This window comes from Streptomyces sp. NPDC055025, assembly GCF_053608565.1.
Genome location: NZ_JBSGVS010000063.1, coordinates 23,684 through 38,798 on the forward strand (window position 1 = coordinate 23,684; position 15,115 = coordinate 38,798).

The window sequence follows — 15,115 nt, forward strand, 5'->3', positions numbered from 1 at the left end:
CCCCCGGCCCCGGACGCGCGGCTGATCGCCGGGCGTTACCGGCTCGGCACCAGGCTCGGACGTGGTGGCATGGGCATCGTATGGCGGGCCGACGACGACCTCCTCGGCCGGCCCGTCGCCGTCAAGGAACTCCACGCGGCGCACGACGGCGAGGGCATCGCGACACTGCGCGAGGCGCGCACCGTGGCCAGGGTCAGACATCCCCATGTGGTCGTCGTCCACGATGTCGTGGAGGAGGACGGCCGCCCCTACATCGTGATGGAGCTGGTCGAAGGCGGTTCGCTCGCCGACCGGCTCGCCGGGCAGGGACCCGTCGACCCGCCCGAGGCGGCACGGATCGGGCTCGCGCTGCTGGGCGCGCTGCGCGCCGCGCATGAACTCGGAGTGCTGCACCGGGATCTCAAACCCGCCAATGTGCTGCTGGAGGACGGCACCGGACGGGTCGTACTGACCGACTTCGGTATCGCGCGGCTGGTGGGCGCCACGACGATCACCGATCCGGGTTCGTTCGTGGGTTCGCCCGAGTACACCGCCCCTGAGCGGGTATTGGACGGCGACGTGGCCGGTCCGGCGTCGGACCTCTGGTCGCTCGGCGCGCTGCTATGCGCGATGCTGAGCGGTGAATCGCCTTTCCACCGCGACTCGTTGGCCGGGGTGCTGCACGCGGTGGTGCAGGCCGAGATCCGGCCGCCCGCCGCGGCCGGGCCGCTGCTGCCCGTGGTACGGGGGCTGCTGGAGCGCGATCCGGAGCACAGGCTCGACGCGGCGGGGGCGGAACGGCTGCTGCGCGCGTACGTGGCCACGGGAGTCCCCGTACCGCCTCTGTCCGATCCTCCCGGAGCGCGCGTAGGGACGCCGTCCTCGGCGCTTCCGCCGTCGGTCCCGCCCGCGTCGGCCCAGGCGATCCCGCCGGCCGGATCGTCCGTGTCGCCGGTGCCGGTGCCGTCGTTCGCGTACGTATCGCGGCGTCGGTTCCCCGGTGGTCCCGGCTTCGGTTCCGTACCCGTACCCGTGGACGCGTCCGGCCGCCGTGGCCGCCGTGCCGCACTCGTCGCGTGCGCGGTGGTCGCCGTGATGGTCGGCGCGGGCGCCCTGTCCGTGGTCCTCCTCCGGAACGGCGCGGGCGACGGCGACCGTACGGACGGCCGCCCGAGCCGTACGTCCCACGCCGCCGCCGACAGCGACACCACCGCCGATTCCGGCGCTCCGCCCAACGGCGACACCACCGTCGGCTCCGGTCCCGCGCCCGGCACCGCGCCCCCGGTGACTCCCGTACGGACACCTCCCACCTCGCCGGCGCCCGCTCCCCCCGGCTATCACCTCGTCGACGACCCGATGGGCTACACCCTCGCCGTCCCCGACGGATTCATCCGCTCCCACGACGGCAAGCGGGTCCTCTACATGTCGCGCGACGGGGCGTTCCGGATCGGCGTCCGCGTCCAGCCCGCGATCCCCGCCGGTCCGGTCGGTGCCATGCGCCTTTCGGACGCCAACGGCCCGGAGACCAACCCCGGTTACCACGACGGCAGTGTCACCCGTACCACGCACAACGGATTCCCGGCGGCATTCTGGGAGTTCACCTGGAACGGCTTCTCACGGGAGGAGGGCGAGCGCCACACCTCCGACCTCTGCTGGGACCAGGACGGGCGGATGTACGACGTCTGGGTCTCGGCCCCGCTGGACGGACTCGACACGGCGCGGGCGCACTTCGACACCGCCCTCGACTCCTTCGTCCCCGTACCGGCGCGCGTGCCTGTGCCCACTCCCGTGCGCTGATCCCGTGCGCTGATCCCATGCGCGATCCCGTGCGCCCGCAACTCACCTCGCCCGCCGCCACGTTCATGTTCACATGCACGTTTACTTTCTCTCCCACTGTCACGGCTCTGCATCTGCTCCGCTTTCACGCTGGCGACCGCGACCACTCTTCGTAAGGATGTGCGCATGACCAACGACGGGGGAGTCGGCGGACGGGTGGACGAGCCGACCAGTTACGCACTCCAGCCACCGAATCCCGCACAGGTTCCGATTCCTCCGCAGGGCGCGCCGCGAGGCGCGCGAGAGGCCGTACCACAGGCCGCTTCGCACGTCGCGACGGCGGGTGCCCCGGCGGGTGCCCCGGCGGGCGCCCCGGCGGGCGCCCCGGCGGGCGCCCCGGTGGGCGATCCGGCCGTGGGGCGGCTGCTCGGCGGCCGTTACCGGCTGGTCTCCCGCCTCGGGCACGGCGGTATGGGCACCGTCTGGCTGGCGCACGACGAGGTCGTGGACCGCGATGTGGCGATCAAGGAGCCGCGCGTTCCCGACCACTTGAGCGATCGCGACCGGGACCGCGTCTATCTGCGGATGCAACGGGAGGCGCGTTCCGCCGCCAAGATCGACCACCCCTCGGTGGTCACCATGCACGATGTGGTGATCGAGGACGCCAAACCGTGGATCGTGATGGAGCTGGTGCGCGGTCAGTCGCTCGCCGACCGGCTCCAGGAGGGCACGCTCGACCCGCGCGAGGCCGCCCGTATCGGACTCGCCGTACTCGACGGTCTCACGGCGGCGCACAAGAAGGGCGTACTCCACCGTGACGTCAAGCCGGACAACGTTCTGCTGGGCGGTGGTGACCGGGTCGTTCTGAGCGATTTCGGCATCGCCCAGATCGAGGGCGAGCAGGGGCTGACCGAGACCGGTTCGTTCGTCGGCTCGCCCGAATTCATCGCGCCCGAGCGGGTGCTGGGACAGCGGCCGGGCCCCGAGTCGGACCTGTGGTCGCTGGGGGTTGTGCTGTACGCGGCGGTCGAGGGCATGTCCCCGTACCGGCGCTCCAACATCCCCGCCACGCTTCAGGCTGTGCTCTCCGCCGAACCGCAGATGCCCGCCCGTGGATCCGGGGCGCTGGGCACGCTGGTGATGCGGCTTCTGCGCAAGGACCCGGCCGAGCGGCCGGACGCGGCGGAGATCCGGGCGGTCCTGGACTCGGTGATACGGCCGCCGGCCCCGCTCGTCCCGACACAGCCCAACGGGGGCGGTGGCTGGGGCGGTGGCGGTGGCTGGGGACCCGGCGGTGGGCAGCGGCCGACGGGCGCGGCCGCCTGGGTGCCGCCGGTGCTGTACGGCAGCCGCGCGGCGCGGTACGGACTCGGCGGCGGGGTGCTCGCCGTGGCGCTCGCCCTGTTTCTGATCCTGGCCGATCCGTTCGGCGGCGACAAGCTGCCCGAGGGCTGGGGCATCCGTCCGGAGAACGAGATCCTCGGCGCCAAGGTCGGGGTCCCCGACGAGTACAAGCGCACCCAGAGCACCAATGGCACCGGCGTCACCTACCAGGACCCCAGCGGTGTCTTCTCCATCTACGCGGAGCGCGTCCAGCAGCAGGCCGACGACGAGGACATCCTCGCGCCGAGGGCGACCGTCTGGAAGACGCACTACGAGCGTGGTGGATCGAACGGCATGGAGATCAAGGACGCCGAGGTCACCAACAAGAACATCGTGCACCAGGGCGAGGAAGGCTTCGAGACCGTTGTCGACTTCACGCCATACGGCGCTTCGGACGACGACCCGATCCGCTACCGCTGGCACGAACTCGTCATCCCCGGTGGGAGCGGTGTCTATCTGCGGCTGCGGGTGGCCATGCCCGCGGAGGGCGCGGCGGTGAAGGACGGCGAGGAACTGTACGCGAACGTCGTCGACCATCTCGACATCGGGCAGTCGTAGGCCGGTGGGCGCGCGGTGAGCACACGGTGAGTGACCGAGGGGCGGCCGGTGAAAAGGTGTTACCGGCGGGTACCCAAAGCCCGCGACGCGCCCTACCCTCGGCCTCATGACGGACTCGCAGGCCTCCGCCGCCGCCCCTGGTCCTGGTGACGGTCCCACCCCCGGTCCTCGTGACGGTGCCGCCGTCGCTCCTGGCGCCGCCGTCGCTTCCGGCGTCGGTGCGGCTTCCGGAGCGGGCGCCGGTACCAACCCCGTCGCCGCCGCCCCGGCCGGCGCGCGCACCGCGGCCGATGTGGTCACCCCCGAGGTGGTCGCCCGGCTCACCCACGGAGTCGTCGGTTCCCGCCGTACCGCCAACCACACCCCCCTCACCGGGGAGAAGCTGGCCGACCTGCCCGAATCGACCCCCGAGGACGTGGCGACCGCCTTCGAGCGGGCCCGTGCCGCCCAGCCCGGCTGGGCCGGCCTCCCGGTACGGCGGCGGGCCGCCGTACTGCTCCGCTTCCACGATCTCGTACTGGAGCGCCAGGCCGAGGTGCTCGATCTGATCCAGCTCGAAACCGGCAAGGCCCGGCTGCACGCCCATGAGGAGGTCCAGGCCGTCGCCGTCGCCGCCCGCCACTACGGGCGCTCGGCGGGCTCGTATCTGCGGCCGAAGCGCCACACCGGCGCCATTCCGGTGCTCACCAAGGTCACCGAACTGCGTCAGCCGCGCGGGGTCGTCGGCCAGATCGCACCCTGGAACTACCCCCTCGAACTCTCCGTCGGCGACGCCCTGCCCGCGTTCGCCGCCGGTAACGCCGTGGTGATGAAGCCCGACACCGGAACCGCGCTCACCGCGCTCTGGGCCCGCGATCTGCTGATCGAGGCCGGACTGCCCGCCGAGGCCTTCCAGGTGGTGCTCGGCGAGGGTCCGGTCGTCGGTCCCGAGATCGTCGGGCACGCCGACTACGTCTCCTTCACCGGCTCCACCCGTACCGGCCGTGAGGTCGCCAGGGGCGCGGCGGACCGTCTCGTCGGCGTCTCCCTCGAACTGGGCGGCAAGAACGCCATGCTGGTCCTGAAGGACGCGGATGTGGAGAAGGCCGCGGCGGGCGCGGTGCGCGCCTGTTTCTCCTCCGCGGGCCAGCTCTGCGTCTCCATCGAGCGGCTGTACGTCCACGAGTCGGTGGCCGACGCGTTCGTGGCGCGGTTCGCGGCCCGTACGAAGGCGATGCGGCTCGGCAGCGCGCTCGCCTACGGCGCGGACATGGGCTCCCTCGTGAGCGAGCGCCAGCTCGCGACGGTCGCGCGCCATGTCGAGGAGGCCGTCGCCAAGGGCGCCACGGTCGTCGCGGGCGGTGTCGCGCGCCCCGACATCGGCCCGTACTTCTACGAGCCGACCATCCTCGAAGGCGTCGAGGCACCGATGGCGGTCTGTACGGAGGAGACATTCGGCCCGGTCGTGTCCGTCTACCGGTTCGGTGACGAGAACGAGGCGATCCGGCTCGCCAACGCCACGCCGTACGGCCTCAACGCCGGTGTGTGGACGAGGGACGCGGGACACGGTCACGCGGTGGCGGCCCGGCTGCGGGCCGGCACGGTCAACATCAACGAGGGGTACGCGGCGGCGTACGGCAGTGTGCGGGCGCCGATGGGCGGCATGAAGGACTCCGGGCTCGGCCGGCGGCACGGCGCCGAGGGCATCCTCAAGTACACCGAGGCCCAGACCGTCGCACAGCAGCGGATCATGCCCCTCGCCCCGTCCTTCGGCATGAGCGACGAGAAGTACGCGGCCTTCATGAGCCGCGGTCTGCGGGCCATGAAAGCGCTGGGGCTGCGGTAGTTCCCGGCCGGTGGTCCCCGACCGGTCGTTCTCGACGAGGAGAGGCAGTGCGACAGAACAGCCATGCCGGGAATCAGGGTGACGCCGAGTACGACGCCGGGAACGGAGCTGGGCACGACGCCGAGTACGACTACGACGTGATCGTGGTCGGTTCGGGTTTCGGGGGCTCGGTCTCCGCGCTGCGGCTGACCGAGAAGGGATACCGCGTCGGTGTCCTGGAGGTCCATCTCAAGGCGGCGGCCGAGGCGATGGGCGTCGGCGACAGCTTCCATCCGGCGCCGGTCGGTGTCTTCTTCGGGGACGGTGAGGACGCCGACGGTACGGCGAGAGCCGAGCCGGGCGCGGCCGTCGGCGATCCGTACTTCGGCGGGGCCGGGCCCTCGCGCACGGCCTGCACCGAGTGCGGCGCGTGCATGACGGGGTGCCGGCACGGGGCGAAGAACACCCTCGACGAGAACTACCTGTATCTCGCCGAGCGGGCCGGGGCGGTCATCCACCCGATGACCTCGGTGATCGCGGTGGAGGAGGAGACGGACACGGGGGAGAGGGCGGAGGCGAAGGCGGCGGAGAAGGCGGGCGGCTTCCGCGTGACCACCGTCCCCACGGACGCCCGCCGGTGGGGCCGCCGACGGGGCCGGCGGGGCCGCGACCGTACGGCGTACAGCAAGCAGACCCTGCTGCACACGATGAGGGACCGGGGCCTGCTGCCGCGTGTCTCCGCGCGGCTGGGCGAGCTGACCCGTACCAACTCCGAGGCGCTGGTGGGCGCGCAGACCGGCGACCGGCGCTACCGCGCGCGGCACGGCGCGGCCAGGGCCGACTTCACCCGGGGCGTCGCCATCACGTCCTCGGTCCATCCGAACGCCTCGACGCATATCGAGCCGGTCCGCTACGGCAAGGGCTCCAACGCGATGGGCGCGCTGTCCATCGTCCAGGTCCCGGTGAGCGACCGTCGCGTACGGGCCTGGCTCGGGAACGCGGCGAGGCACCCGCTGTGGCTGCTCCGCTCGCTCTCCAACCGCCGCTGGTCGGAGCGGACCATCATCGGTCTGGTCATGCAGTCGCATGACAACTCGCTGACGACGTACCGCAGACCGGGCGGACCGGGAAAGGGCCTGCTCACCGCGCGCCAGGGGCATGGCGCCCCCAACCCCGAGCAGATACCGGAGGCGACCCGGGCCGCGACGCTCATCGCCGAGGAGATCAACGGCTTCGCGGGCAGCAATGTCGGTGAGCTGCTGGGGACACCGCTGACCGCGCACTTCCTGGGCGGGTGTGTCATCGGGGCGTCGGCGCGGGAGGGCGTGATCGACCCGTACCACCGGCTGTACGGACACCCCGGTATCTCGGTGGTCGACGGCTCGGCGGTCTCGGCGAATCCGGGTGTGAATCCGTCCCTGACGATCACGGCACAGGCCGAGCGCGCGATGTTCTTCTGGCCGAACAAGGGCGAGCCGGATCCCCGCCCCGAACAGGGCACGGGCGCGGGCACGGGCGCGGGCGCGGCGTATGCGCGTCCCCACCCGGTCGAACCGGTGTCCCCGGCGGTTCCCGCGGAGGCGTTCGGCGCGCTGAGGCTGCCGTTCCTGGGCATACCGGCGGTCCCGCCGAAGCGGATCTGAGCCGCGGCCGTGGGGATCGCGGCCGCGGATATCCCGCTCGTGCATGCCGTAGACCTGGGTGCCCTGGACGCTGCGGACGCGCCAGAGGCGGACGCGCCAGAGGCGCTGCACCCCCCTCCGAGTGCAGCGCCTCTGGCGTGTATGCGGGCCGTACGCGGTTACGCGACGGCGCTGCCCTGGCGGCGCCTCAGCGCGAACACCACACCGGCACCGGCGACGATCGCGATCGCGCCGGCCATACCGATGACGGGCACCATCGAGGACGAACCGGTCTCGGCCAGGCTGCCCTGCGGCTTGATCTCGTTGTCACCCGTGGGCTTGGGGAGCGGCTTCTTGCCACCCTCCTGCGGCTCGGCCTCGTTGGGCTCGCCCGGGTCCGAACCGGCGCCGAGGATCTCGAACTCGTAGAAGGTGTTGTTGTCCTCGATGACGCAGTTGCCGTCGCCGTCCGAGTACAGACCGATGCTGAAGACGACACCGGGACCGGCCGGGGCCGACTTGGCCACGCTCAGCCGCAGATCGATGGTGTACGACTGCTTGGCCTTGACCTCGGTGTAACCGACGTAGCCGTAGTTCTCGTCCTCCTCGTCGAGGGAGATGTCCTCCCACACGCCCGACTCGGGGTCCTTGAACTGGAGCGCCAGATACCGGCCCGTCTCCCCGCTCGCCTCCTCGCCCGGCTCCTCGTCGGCGAGCCGGCTCGCGAAGACGCCGAAGTCGACGCGCTTGAAGTCCTCGTCGCTCTTGTTCGTGACATTGAGCTTGAGGGCGTGGAAGCCGCTGCCCGCGACGATCTTCTCGGGCAGCCCGGTGACGCCGGTCCGGAGGTCCTTGCTGAAGATGACCTCCCCGTTCTCGTCCAGGCAGCCCGCCGGTCCCTCGCTCGGCTCGTCGCTCGGGCTCGCGCCGGGAGTGGCGGGAACGCTGGTCCCGGTCGCGGGCGGGGAAGAAGCCGGCGTGGAACTCTCCGAGGCGGCCGGGCTCGACGGCGTGCCGCTCGTGGCGAGCGGCGGAGCCGACGAGGGCGTGCCGCTCTCCGAGTCCTCCGGGGCCGGAGACGTGGTGCTCTCGGAAGGGCTCGCGGAGGGTGACTCGGTCGTGGTGACCGTGTCGTTGCCGTGCGCGGACGCGGCCGGCGCCGAGAAGAGCGCGGCGGGCGCGATAACGGCGGTCGCGGCGGCGACGGCCATGGCACGGCGAAGCTTCATGAAGACCTCAGCGAAGTCCGGCGCACCGCGCGGACGCGGTACGGAGTCGTTGGGCCTTCCCGGATATGGAGGTCACAGGTGAGGCCGGTCATTACGCAAGCAAGACCCGTGACATGGGGCGATGGTTGCAGCCGACTTCACAGAATCTTTAAGTGGCCTGTGTCACATGTTCAGTCGTAGTCGTACATGCGTCCACAGGCGGGCCGTGCGTATGCGTCGGCCGCGCGTATGTGTCAACAGACGGCCGAGCGCCGAGGACCGAGCTGCCGAGGACCGAGGCGAGGACCGAGGGGAGCGGCTTCGAAGCTCGCCGGGCGGTCGGTCCGGGCGGTCGGTCCGGGCGTCCCCGGGACCGACCGCCATGGGGTGACCGGGCTGCTGTCCCCTGCCTACCGGTCACGAACGCCGGGACGAGGTCCCACGACGTATCTGCGGTACGTCGCACGCCCCGGCGGTGGCCACGCGTGGTTCTCTGCCATCTCTGCGAGCCCGCCCCTGGGTGGCGCGGATGCCTGGTCCAACGAGGCCCGCGCGGGTCCGGTCACGCGCCGTACGGGTGAGAGCCGTACCCGAACTCAGATACGGCCCCGGGACGTCAGATACGGCCCCGGCCCAGCTCCAGCAGGGTCATCGCCAGGGCCGTGCCCGGCTTGCCGAGGGCCTCCCGGTAGCGGCCGAGGATCTCCATCTCACGGGAGAGATGGACGCGGCGGCCCCCGGAGGTGATCCGGGCGTCCTGGACGGCGGCCGAGACCGCCATCCGTTCCTGGACGAGACCGATGATCCGGTCGTCCAGCGCGTCGATCCGTTCCCGCGCGCCGCCGATCAGCGTGGCGGCCTCGTCCGTACGCGCGCCGGTGGAAGCGGCCGAGGAGGCGGTGGAGGCGGCTGAGGTGGCGGTGGAGGTGGCTGAGGAGGAGGTGGTCTTCATCTCGGGGTCCTTGTCGGGAGTGGGGTGCGCCCCGAAGGTCGTACGGCCCCGAACGCGACAGACGCCCCGGGCCTTGTCGGCCCGGGGCGCCTGGGAAGTCGCGTGTCAGTTCAAGCAGCGCGACCATGGCAGCCGGACGGGCCGGTGCCATAGGTAAAGACGAAGGTCTGCTGCTCGCGCATACCGCCAGTATGGACCCGGCGCCCCCGCGCGGGTCGAGGCGGGCCGGATGGTGAGACGTATCGGCGGCCCCGGCCCGTCGTCGCTCCCCGTTAGAATCGAGACAACCAGAACCCATGTAAGTAACGCCGGAAGGCCGCCCCCGTGCCAGCAGCGCCCCCCGCCGCCGCCCCCGATGTCGTCCTCGTCGTCGACTTCGGTGCGCAGTACGCCCAGCTCATCGCCCGACGCGTCCGCGAGGCGCGGGTCTACAGCGAGATCGTCCCGTCCACGATGCCCGTGGCCGAGATGCTGGCGAAGAAGCCCAGGGCGGTCATCCTCTCCGGCGGTCCGTCCTCCGTCTACGCGGAGAAGGCTCCCAGCGTCGACAGCGCGCTCTTCGAGGCCGGCGTCCCGGTCTTCGGTATGTGCTACGGCTTCCAGCTCATGGCGACCGCGCTCGGCGGGACGGTCGACAACACGGGCGCGCGTGAGTACGGCCGTACCCCGCTGCATGTCTCCAAGACCGGTTCCACCCTCTTCGAGGGCACTCCGGCCGAGCAGGCGGTCTGGATGTCGCACGGCGACGCCTGTTCCGCCGCGCCCGCCGGGTTCACCGTCACCGCGTCCACGGACGTCGTGCCCGTCGCGGCCTTCGAGAACGACGAGAAGAGGCTGTACGGAGTCCAGCACCACCCCGAGGTGATGCACTCCACCTACGGTCAGCAGGTCCTGGAGCACTTCCTCTACCGGGGCGCCGGTATCGAGCCGACCTGGACCACCGCCAATGTGCTGGACGAGCAGATCGCCCTCGTCCGTGAGCGGGTCGGCACCAAGCGCGCCATCTGCGGTCTGTCGGGCGGCGTGGACTCGGCCGTGGCCGCCGCGCTGGTCCAGCGGGCCATCGGCGACCAGCTCACCTGCGTCTATGTCGACCACGGCCTGATGCGCAAGGGGGAGACGGAGCAGGTCGAGAAGGACTTCGTCGCCGCCACGGGCGTCCAGCTCAAGGTCGTCGACGCGCAGGAGCGCTTCCTCGCCGCGCTGGCCGGGGTCTCCGACCCCGAGCAGAAGCGGAAGATCATCGGCCGTGAGTTCATCCGGGTCTTCGAGCAGGCCCAGGCCGAGATCGTCGCCGAGGCGGGCGCGGAGGGCGAGGACGTCGCCTTCCTCGTACAGGGCACGCTCTACCCGGACGTCGTCGAGTCGGGCGGCGGCACCGGCACCGCCAACATCAAGTCCCACCACAATGTCGGCGGGCTTCCCGACGACATCGAGTTCGAGCTCGTCGAGCCGCTGCGGCAGCTCTTCAAGGACGAGGTCCGGATGGTCGGCCAGGAGCTGGGCCTGCCGGACGAGATCGTCCACCGCCAGCCCTTCCCCGGCCCCGGGCTCGGTATCCGTATCGTCGGCGAGGTCACGCGCGAGCGCCTCGACCTGCTGCGCGAGGCGGACGCGATCGCCCGCGAGGAGCTGACCGCGGCCGGTCTCGACCGTGACATCTGGCAGTGCCCGGTGGTCCTGCTCGCGGATGTACGGTCCGTCGGCGTCCAGGGCGACGGACGGTCGTACGGTCATCCGATCGTGCTGCGCCCCGTCTCGTCCGAGGACGCGATGACCGCGGACTGGACACGGATGCCGTACGACGTGCTGGCCCGGATCTCCACCCGGATCACCAACGAGGTCGCGGATGTGAACCGCGTGGTCCTCGATGTGACGAGCAAGCCGCCGGGCACCATCGAGTGGGAGTGACCGCGCGGGCGGTGGCGGCCACGGCCGGACCGATTGCGCGCGTACCTCACTCTGTACGGCACAATTCCCAGGCGTAGCAAGGAAGTTCGTGGGCGGGGCGGGGAAGGCGGCATTCGGCGTGGCTGTGCAAGTGGCAAGAGAGGGCGTGCACGGCGGGGGCTGTACGTGCGGCGACTGCCCGCACGGAGCGCGCGAGGGGCATCGGCGTGCCGTGGCCGCGTTCCTGGCGAAGCGGGACGAACTGGCCGCGGGGCACGGGCTGCCGGTCGCGGTCGCGCACTCCGTGGGGGCCTCCCGCCAGTGGGTCTCGGACGAACTCACCCAGTCCGCGCGGGCGGTGGCCGATCGCAGCCGCGAGGCGGGCGACGCCTGGCTGCACTCCGTCTGGCGGCACACGCTGCTGGTGGTGTGGGGCGCGGTCGTGGCGCTCGCGCTGGCACAGACCGCGACCGCGATCGGGGCCGGCTGGAGCGCCGCCCGTACGGCCGGACTGGTCGCCGCGCTCGTCGTCGCGGGGCTGCTGACCGTCGCGGCCCGGCTCCACCGTGCCCGTGGCGGACTGCTCGCACCGCTGATCGGCGAGGACAACCGGCTGTCCACCTCACGGACCATCGCCTCCGCCTGGGTGCTGCTCGTCGTCTTCTCCGTGCTCGTGCTCGCCCTCCAGCTCGCGGGCGCCTCCGGGCACGCCCGGCGCGACGAACTGATCGCCGGGCTCGATCTGGCCCGGGGCGCGGGCATGGTGACGGTCCTGGCCGTGGTGTGCGGGATCGCCGTGGTCGTCCGCCGGGTGGTGTCCGTACGCGTACTGGCCCAGCGGCTCCAGAAGGTACGCGCCGAACGCCCGCGGCTGGCCGATCTGCTCTGCGACGACGGCGGGCGCGGCAGCTTCACCGATGTGCAGTACGCGGTGGTCAATGTCGTGGCGCTCCTCTTCTCCGGTGTCCGTCTGGCCCGGCGGCCCGAGCAACTTCCCGATCTGCCCTGGGCGCTGGCCCTGCTGGTCGCGGTCTCCGCCGCCACCTACTTCGCGGGCAAGTACGCGGAGGGCGGGCGGCCCCTCGTCCTGTCGGTGGTACGGGCCAGGGAGGCGGGCGACCTGGACGCCCCCATCCGTACCGGCGACGACATCGAGATCCGCGGCGCCGGTTTCGTGCCCCCCGGCGCGGGCACCCCGGACCGGCTGGCCCGGATGGTCGTGCGGATCGGCTCCGTCCATGTGCATGTACCGCTGGTGCCCGTGCCCGGCGGCTTCGCCAACCCGTCGGACACCTGTCTCACCGTGCCCGTACCGGTCGATGTGGAGCCGGGTTCCGTCGAGGTGCAGGTCGTGACCGCGGCGGGAGTGGAGACCAACCGCGTGATCGTCGAGGTCATGGACTGACCGCATCGGTACGTATCTCAAGCGCTGTTGTTCAAACCCTTCACAGGCATGGCCGGTTTCTGAGGTGCGGCGGCTGATTCACTGAGCGCCGGACGGGTCGTATCCGTATGCATGGGCAAGGGCACACGGGAGCAGCGGCTCCCGTGGCAGCGGCGTGGGACAGGGAGAGGCGGACCGGCGATGACGTATGGCTACCGGACGGACACCTATGGACAGGTCGGCGGTGAGCGGCGCGGCTGGCGGGAGAACGCCACACGCTTCGCCCTGCTGCCGTTGCGGATCTTCCTCGGCGTCACCTTCATCTACGCGGGAATCGACAAACTGACCCAGGGCGGATTCTTCTCGGCGACCGGCCCGGGGTCGGTCGGCGAGCTGATGCGGGGGGTCCGGGACAGCTCGGCCATCCCCGCGCTGGTCGATCTCGCGCTCAAGAGCCCCTCGGGGTTCGGGTACGCCATCGCCATCGGTGAACTCGCCGTCGGCCTGGGCACGCTCTTCGGAGTGCTGGCCCGGCTCGCCGCGTTCGGCGGTGCCCTCATCTCGCTGAGCCTGTGGCTGACCGTGAGCTGGCAGAGCGACCCGTACTACTACGGCAACGACCTCGCCTATCTGATGGCCTGGCTGCCGCTGGTGCTCGCCGGCGCCCCTGTCCTCTCCCTGGACGCTCTCCTGGCCGACCGGCGGCGACGTATGAGGTAGTCGGCTGCGGAGACGAGGGAGGCCAGGAAGAGACCGCCGAAGACCACCGGGAACGCGGCGTACCACGGCGTGTGCCAGGAGCCCGCCGCGTCACCGGCGTACGCGACCGCCGCGCCCAGCACCGCCAGTCCCGCGATCAGCCGGCCGGGACGGATCTCATGACGCAGCACGGGTCACCTCCACCTGGCCGAGGCCGACTTCCAGCTCCAGATCCAGCGTTCCGGACGGGGCCGACCCCGCGCGCGGGGTCAGCGTGCGCTGCCGGGACCGGTCCGGGGCGATGTCCACATCGTTCGGCGGGTCTCCCGGCAGCCGGACGTCCCCGAGCCCCGCCTGGGCACGCAGTCTCACGGTCACTCCTCGCGGTACGACGACCTTGAGCTGCCCGGCGCCCACCTCTGCGGACGTACTGACGGTGCGGCCCTCGGGTACGGAGAGCCCGGACAGATCGAGTGTGCCGACGCCCGAGCCCAGCTCGTACCGAGGCTGCACCGCGGCGACCGAGACGGGCGTCCAGTGCTGGCGGCCCCACTCCGTGGTGATGTTCTTCGGAACGGCCGACGCGCCCGCGAGCAGCCCGGCGGTGACCACCGTCAGGAAGATCGTTCCGACACCGGTGCGGCCCAGGAAAGCGCTGACCGCGAGACCGATCCCGAAGACCGCGAGCGCGCAGGCCAGTCCCGTCTCGACGCTCGTACCGAACGGCCGGCTCTCCCACGACAGGCCCGTGCCGAGCCCGCCCGCGATGAGCGCGAGCAGCAGGATGCTGCCGCCGATCCCGTGCGGCCCCTCGGGGCGCGCCGGGCGCGTGGAGGTGGCCGAGCGGTGCCACGACTGGTCCGCGCCGCTCCCGCTGTCCTCAGGGCCCCACAGATAGATGCCCACGGCCGGGCCCGTGGTGCCGTCCTTGACTATCGGGTCACGCCACCACGAGTGGATGCCGGGTATCGGCGGCGCCATCGTCTCCGGAGGGGCCTCCGCCACGGCCTGCGCCGTCACGGGGTCGAGGGCCGCCCCGTCGGGCGCGGCGGCCCGGCGACGCTGCGACCACACGGCGGAGCCCCCGACGGCGAGCGACAGCATGGCGGCGAAGCCGAGGGTGCCGTCATTGCCCAGCATGGACAGGAACAGCCCGCAGCCGATCATCGCGAGCAGCACGGCGATCAGCGAAGCCCCGTCGACCCGTCCCGACAGCAGTCTGCGGGCCTCGTTCTCCTCCTCGCCGTCCAGCGGGATCAGCAGCCACGCGAAGCCGTAGAAGATCAGCCCGATCCCGCCGGTGACCGTGAGCACCCCGACGACGATCCGGAAGATCACCGGATCCACGTCGCAATACCGCCCGAGCCCGCCGCACACACCGGCGAACACCTTCTGGCGCGGGCTGCGCTGAAGCTGGGGAGGCGCGAGAGGCGGCTGCGCGGAGCCCGGGGCGGCTGCGGAAGCGGACGCCGGGGGCGGCGCGGCGGCCGACGCGGAAGGCGGCGGGGCCGACGGCTGGGTCATATGTCCATGGTGACGGTCCGTGTCCCGCGCCTCCAGCCATCCCGACCCTGGGCTCACCCTGATATTGGTCCCGGGGTGGCTTCGGGGATCATGGACGTTTGCGTGTGCGCCGTTCCGGAGGGACGAGTCCCCGCAGGAACCTTCCCGCGCCCTCCACGGCGTGCGGAGCGTCACACCCCTGACGTCACACCCCTGAACACCCCTGAGGTCCGGCACCGCCGCGACTGCCGGGGTCCGGACCCGTTACGGCCCCCGAGATCCGGGACCGTTACGGCCGGGATACGGGACCGATACGGCATCAGGGTCGCCTCAGGGGTCCGACCCTGATGTCCCCCC

Annotated in this window: 10 protein-coding genes; 7 read left to right on the forward strand and 3 right to left on the reverse strand. The window is 71.7% G+C overall.

All coding sequences use genetic code 11. The features are described from left to right. Positions 1-69 precede the first annotated feature (69 nt). The 4 genes from ACWGDX_RS31145 to ACWGDX_RS31160 all read left to right on the forward strand — a co-directional run bounded on the left by ACWGDX_RS31145 (position 70) and on the right by ACWGDX_RS31160 (position 7,143). Entirely contained in the window at positions 70-1,776 is a 1,707-nt protein-coding gene (locus ACWGDX_RS31145; protein ID WP_453630965.1) for a serine/threonine-protein kinase, read from the forward strand. A 165-nt stretch (positions 1,777-1,941) separates the two neighbouring features. Continuing rightward, complete coding sequence (locus tag ACWGDX_RS31150) at positions 1,942-3,696, forward strand: serine/threonine-protein kinase (protein WP_453630967.1); 1,755 nt, start codon at positions 1,942-1,944, stop codon at positions 3,694-3,696. A 106-nt stretch (positions 3,697-3,802) separates the two neighbouring features. Beyond that, on the forward strand, positions 3,803-5,521 hold the full coding sequence (locus tag ACWGDX_RS31155; protein ID WP_453630969.1) for a succinic semialdehyde dehydrogenase: 1,719 nt from the start codon (positions 3,803-3,805) through the stop codon (positions 5,519-5,521). A gap of 47 nt (positions 5,522-5,568) precedes the next feature. After that, positions 5,569-7,143: a GMC oxidoreductase gene (locus tag ACWGDX_RS31160; RefSeq protein WP_453630971.1), complete on the forward strand. Its 1,575-nt coding sequence runs from the start codon at positions 5,569-5,571 to the stop codon at positions 7,141-7,143. A gap of 158 nt (positions 7,144-7,301) precedes the next feature. On the opposite strand, the gene ACWGDX_RS31165 is transcribed toward ACWGDX_RS31160, so the two are convergent. Together ACWGDX_RS31165 and ACWGDX_RS31170 are read right to left on the reverse strand one after the other, a co-directional pair. Further along, positions 7,302-8,351, reverse strand: coding sequence for an LAETG motif-containing sortase-dependent surface protein (locus ACWGDX_RS31165; protein ID WP_453630973.1), 1,050 nt, complete (start codon positions 8,349-8,351; stop codon positions 7,302-7,304). A gap of 595 nt (positions 8,352-8,946) precedes the next feature. Further along, entirely contained in the window at positions 8,947-9,282 is a 336-nt protein-coding gene (locus tag ACWGDX_RS31170) for a chorismate mutase (RefSeq protein WP_453630975.1), read from the reverse strand. Positions 9,283-9,606: 324 nt separating this feature from the next. On the opposite strand from ACWGDX_RS31170, the gene guaA reads away from it, so the two are divergent. The 3 genes from guaA (at position 9,607) to ACWGDX_RS31185 (ending at position 13,276) form a co-directional block, all read left to right on the forward strand. Next, entirely contained in the window at positions 9,607-11,193 is a 1,587-nt protein-coding gene (gene guaA, locus ACWGDX_RS31175; RefSeq protein WP_363080407.1) for a glutamine-hydrolyzing GMP synthase, read from the forward strand. A gap of 118 nt (positions 11,194-11,311) precedes the next feature. Beyond that, positions 11,312-12,577 carry a hypothetical protein gene (locus ACWGDX_RS31180; RefSeq protein WP_453630977.1) on the forward strand — a complete coding sequence of 422 codons (1,266 nt, stop codon included), beginning with the start codon at positions 11,312-11,314 and terminating at the stop codon, positions 12,575-12,577. A 180-nt stretch (positions 12,578-12,757) separates the two neighbouring features. After that, positions 12,758-13,276, forward strand: coding sequence for a DoxX family protein (locus ACWGDX_RS31185; protein ID WP_363080405.1), 519 nt, complete (start codon positions 12,758-12,760; stop codon positions 13,274-13,276). Positions 13,277-13,432: 156 nt separating this feature from the next. Here the strand turns inward: ACWGDX_RS31185 and ACWGDX_RS31190 are convergent, their stop codons facing one another. Further along, a complete protein-coding gene (locus tag ACWGDX_RS31190; RefSeq protein WP_453630979.1) occupies positions 13,433-14,779 on the reverse strand; it encodes a PspC domain-containing protein in 1,347 nt (448 codons plus the stop codon). Between the last annotated feature and the right edge of the window lie 336 nt (positions 14,780-15,115).

Bases quoted from the DNA above. Each gene is read 5' to 3' on its own strand.
- ACWGDX_RS31150 (WP_453630967.1), top strand. From the start codon at position 1,942: ATGACCAACGACGGGGGAGTCGGCGGACGGGTGGACGAGCCGACCAGT.
- ACWGDX_RS31190 (WP_453630979.1), bottom strand. From the start codon at position 14,779: ATGACCCAGCCGTCGGCCCCGCCGCCTTCCGCGTCGGCCGCCGCGCCG.
- ACWGDX_RS31155 (WP_453630969.1), top strand. From the start codon at position 3,803: ATGACGGACTCGCAGGCCTCCGCCGCCGCCCCTGGTCCTGGTGACGGT.
- ACWGDX_RS31165 (WP_453630973.1), bottom strand. From the start codon at position 8,351: ATGAAGCTTCGCCGTGCCATGGCCGTCGCCGCCGCGACCGCCGTTATC.
- ACWGDX_RS31185 (WP_363080405.1), top strand. From the start codon at position 12,758: ATGACGTATGGCTACCGGACGGACACCTATGGACAGGTCGGCGGTGAG.
- ACWGDX_RS31145 (WP_453630965.1), top strand. From the start codon at position 70: ATGGGCATCGTATGGCGGGCCGACGACGACCTCCTCGGCCGGCCCGTC.
- ACWGDX_RS31170 (WP_453630975.1), bottom strand. From the start codon at position 9,282: ATGAAGACCACCTCCTCCTCAGCCACCTCCACCGCCACCTCAGCCGCC.